The following is a 4374-nucleotide window of genomic DNA, read 5'->3' on the forward strand; positions in this document are numbered from 1 at the left end:
CCCGCCCGCTCGGCCCGACGGCGGCGTGAACCCGGCCATGCGCGCCGCCCGCGTCCGCTTCTCCCGCCCTGCGCGGCGGGTACCCTGCCCGGCGTGCTGACCGTGTCGACCGTCAACGTCAACGGCCTGCGGGCCGCCGCCAAGAAGGGCTTCACCGAGTGGTTCGCCGCCACCCGGGCCGACGTCGTGGCCTGCCAGGAGGTGCGGGCCAGCCCGGATCTGCTGCCCGCCGGGCTCCGTGAGCCGGACGGCTGGCACGCCGCGCACGCCGACTGCGCGGTCAAGGGCCGCAACGGTGTCAGCCTCTACAGCCGGATCGAACCCGAGGCGGTGCGGGTCGGGTGCGGCCTCGCCGAGTTCGACGACGCCGGTCGTTACGTCGAGATGTGGCTGCCCGGGCTCGTGGTGGCCAGCCTGTACCTGCCGAGCGGTGACGTGGGCACCCCCCGGCAGGAGGAGAAGCAACGCTTCATGGACGGCTTCCTGCCCTACCTCGGGGAGGTGCGGGACAAGGCAGCGGCTGACGGGCGCGAGGTGCTCGTCCTGGGCGACTGGAACATCGCCCATGCCGAGATTGACCTGAAGAACTGGAAGGGCAACCGGAAGAACTCGGGCTTCCTCCCCGAGGAGCGGGCATGGCTGACCCGCGTGTTCGACGAGGCCGGATACGCCGACGTGCACCGCAGGCTGGTGCCGGACGGTCCCGGCCCGTACACGTGGTGGTCCTACCGGGGACGGGCGTTCGACAACGACGCGGGGTGGCGCATCGACTATCACGTCGCCACCGAGAACCTCGCCGCACGCGCCAGGGAGGCGACGGTCGAGCGCGCACCGTCCTACGACGCGCGCTGGAGCGACCACGCCCCGTTGACCGTCACCTACGACGTCGACGTCCCCGTTCCGGCGCGGTGACGGAGGGCTGGGGCCTTCTCTCCGGGCCTGGTGCCGTGACCGGCCGCTCCAGCGACGGTGGGTGTCCCGCCGACCACGAGGCGTTCGGAAAGGCGACCCCCGCGAGGGCGCGGGTTCGTCCGACCGCTAGTCTCGGCGACCGCCCGTGGCACCCGATCTTGACACCGTCGGTAGCTTCCACGGGCGGCGTTCACGCCAGTGGGTGAGCGCGTGGGCGAACGTGGATTGACGACTCGGGAGGCACTCCGGTGCGCAACCCAGGCAGTGACCCGGTGCGGTCGGCCGTGCGTGCGGTCCGTCGTCCGGTGGTGATGGGCGGCACCACCGTCGGTGTCCTGGCGGTGTCGTCCGGGACGGCGGTGGCGGAGCCGGTGTCCTACGCGCTGCGGGCCGAGCCGAATGCGCTGACGTTCGGCCTGCTGGGGCCGGTCGGCCTCGCGGCGGTCGCCTTCGGCGTGCTCGGCATGGCCGCGGGCGTGGTCCGCCAGCGCAGGGGACGTGCCCGCGCCGCGGCCGAGGCGCGCGCACAGGAGGAGCCGGATTCCGGCTGCCATCCGGTCGGGCACGACACCGCCCTGGTCTCGGTCCCGCGCGACTGATCCGGACCCGCGTCGTCGTGCGTGGGCCACGAGGCCGACGGTCACGCCGTTACCGGTCCCTACCCTTCGGCAGGGACATAGCGGGGACGGCACAGGCTCGGAACGGCTAGCCCGTGCTCGCGGCACCAGGCTCGGGCTTGGTCCGGTCCGTCGAACGGGCCGGGGTGATAGTAGACGACGGCGGTCTCGGTGAAGCGGAATAGCACAGTGGTGTCCAGAGTCTCTTCCAATCGCTGAACACCGTCGTGGACCGTGTCGAGGCCGATAGCCCCGTCGGGGTCCGGCACGGTCTCCAGTTCAGTGGTCCAGATTCCCTCGACGGTGCCGCCGGCTCCGGCGGCGCGCAGCCGGTCGTACAGCTCCACCATGTGCGGCGAGTGCGTTCCCGGCCGGTCGATCGCCCGCTTGAGGGTGCGCATATGCGCGGCCACGCAGTCGGTGTAGCCGGGGGTGTGGTCGCCGAGTGTTTCCGAGACCATCCTCGCGATCGTGTCGTCGCGCTGCCAGGGCTGCATCAGCACGAGGTTCGGAATGGTCGCCACGATCTCGGAGTCGCGTTTCAGCCGCAGGTCTACCGTGAAGATCGTGCCCCAGCCCGCGTACGCCTCCGAGGCACTGGAGCCGAGGCTGATGAGGATGCGCTCCCTGCTCCGGCCGCCGAGGTTGAAGAGCACGGGTTCCCGCACCGAGCGGGACCGCAGCTCCGGGGGAATCCGGATGTCGTAGTCGGTGGTCACGTGGAGCGGTCCGGCGCCGCTACAGCCGGTGAGCGCGTCCTGAGCACGCACGACGACTTCGATCTCGTTGATGAGCGCGGGCTGCTCGCCCCGGTTCTCCAGCACGATATCGACGGCCGCCGCATCGACTTCCCGGACTGTCTCCTCCTCGGTAACGGCGCTCGTACTTGTCTGGGTGACGTCGGATTTGGTCGTCACGCGGTATTCGGCCACCCGCAGATCCGAGCCGAGGGCGGCCTCATTCGCCCGGCGCGCCTCGATCCACGACAGGACGCCGGCCACCGCACCGGCCGCGGCCAGTACGGACCCGGCCGCGACCCACACGCGCCGCAGTCGCCACCACGCCGTGGGCGGGGCGGAGGGCCGGGAGCGGTCGCCGGAGCCGGACCCGCGACGTCCGGCCACTCGCGGAATCCGCCGGTTCGGACGTTGTCTCGCGATCACTCGCCCCGCCCTCCCGGATGCGCAGGACACTGACGGCCGCGCTCGGACGCCCGCGGCCCCTCGGGTCACGCGCCTAGGTTATGGTGACCAAGAGAGAACCCGCATTCTCGCACCGTGACCAACTCGGTCAGGTGGCCGCCACCGAAAAGTGAGAGAGATCACTTCGGGTGATCCTGGCCTCAGCCGCCGTCGCGCGGGCCCTGTACCGGTGCACGCTCGGCGTATGGCCGATTCCGTTCCGCTCGCTCCGCCGGACCCGACTCCCACGCCGTCCGCCCTGCGCCGCGCACTGCGCCGGGCTTCCGACGGCGTGCCTCTCGACGTGTCCGAAACGGCCGTGCTGCTGCACGCGCGGGGGGCCGACCTCGACCGGCTACTGGACATCGCGGGCCGGGTGCGCGACGCCCACCTGCTCGATCAGAATCGCTCCGGGCTCGTCACCTACAGCCGGAAGGTGTTCATCCCCCTCACCCGCCTGTGCCGGGATCGGTGCCACTACTGCACCTTCGCCACGGTGCCGGGCAGGCTCGACGCGCCGTACCTCGAACGCGACGAGGTGCTGGACCTCGCCAGGGCCGGTGCCGAGGCCGGGTGCAAGGAAGCGTTGTTCACCCTCGGCGACCGCCCGGAGGAGCGCTGGCCGCAGGCCAGGGAGTGGCTCGACGCGCGGGGATTCACCTCCACGCTGGACTACCTGCGCGCCTGCGCCGTCGTGGTACTGGAGGAAACGGGACTGCTGCCGCACCTCAATCCGGGCGTGCTGAGCTGGGAGGAGCTGACGCGGCTCAAGCTGGTCGCACCCAGCATGGGAATGATGCTGGAGACCACCGCCGAGCGGCTGTACTCACAGCCGGGCGGGCCGCACTACGGCAGCCCGGACAAGGACCCGGCCACCCGGCTGCGCGTGCTCGACGACGCGGGCCGTGTCGGCGTGCCGTTCACCACCGGCATCCTCGTGGGCATCGGCGAGACCCGCACCGAGCGGGCCGAGTCGCTGCACGCCCTGCGCGCCCGGGCCCGGCAGTACCGCAACGTGCAGGAGGTGATCGTCCAGAACTTCCGGGCCAAGCCGGACACGGCGATGCGGTCCCACGCCGACGCGGACCTGGCCGAGACGGCCGCGACGGTCGCCGTGGCGCGGTTGCTGCTGCCGCCGGGGGTGAGCGTGCAGGCTCCGCCCAACCTCGTCGGCGCGGAGCACGACCTGCTGCTGCGGGCCGGGATCGACGACTGGGGCGGCGTCTCACCCGTCACCCCGGACCACGTCAACCCGGAGATGCCGTGGCCGGTGATCGACGAACTGGCCGGATGGACGCGGTCGGCGGGCTACGAGCTGCGCGAGCGGCTGACCGCCTACCCGCGCTACGTACGGGAGGCGGAGAAGTGGATCGACGTCCGGCTGCACACGCACCTGGACGCGCTCGCCACACCCGAGGGACTCGGCGCGGAAGGGGCACGGCCCACCGGGCTGCCCTGGCAGGAACCGGACGGCGGACTGGAGACGGTGGGCCGTGCCGACCTGCACTCGTCGATCGACACCGACGGCCGCAGCGGTGACCGGCGTGGTGACTTCGACACCGTCTACGGCGATTGGGAGGTGCTGCGGGAGCGGACGGGCCCCGCGCCGGAACGCCTCGGCGACGACGTGCGCGCCGGCCTGCGCCTCGCCGCCGACGACCCGG

The 4374-nt window shown here is 72.0% G+C and carries 4 protein-coding genes; 3 read left to right on the top strand and 1 reads right to left on the bottom strand.

Annotated elements, in window-relative coordinates; all coding sequences use genetic code 11:
- Positions 1-93 precede the first annotated feature (93 nt).
- On the top strand, positions 94-912 hold the full coding sequence (locus tag SACSA_RS26250; RefSeq protein WP_019818562.1) for an exodeoxyribonuclease III: 819 nt from the start codon (positions 94-96) through the stop codon (positions 910-912).
- 248 nt (positions 913-1160) lie between these two features.
- On the top strand, positions 1161-1511 hold the full coding sequence (locus SACSA_RS23255; protein ID WP_019818563.1) for a hypothetical protein: 351 nt from the start codon (positions 1161-1163) through the stop codon (positions 1509-1511).
- Between the two features lie 59 nt (positions 1512-1570).
- On the opposite strand, the gene SACSA_RS0115605 is transcribed toward SACSA_RS23255, so the two are convergent.
- Complete coding sequence (locus SACSA_RS0115605) at positions 1571-2653, bottom strand: hypothetical protein (protein ID WP_157596916.1); 1083 nt, start codon at positions 2651-2653, stop codon at positions 1571-1573.
- Positions 2654-2915: 262 nt separating this feature from the next.
- On the opposite strand from SACSA_RS0115605, the gene cofG reads away from it, so the two are divergent.
- Positions 2916-4374, top strand: a 1459-nt coding sequence (cofG, locus tag SACSA_RS0115610; RefSeq protein WP_019818566.1) for a 7,8-didemethyl-8-hydroxy-5-deazariboflavin synthase CofG, incomplete at its 3' end; no start/stop codon positions are given.

This window comes from Saccharomonospora saliphila YIM 90502 (assembly GCF_000383795.1).
Taxonomy (GTDB): domain Bacteria; phylum Actinomycetota; class Actinomycetes; order Mycobacteriales; family Pseudonocardiaceae; genus Saccharomonospora; species Saccharomonospora saliphila.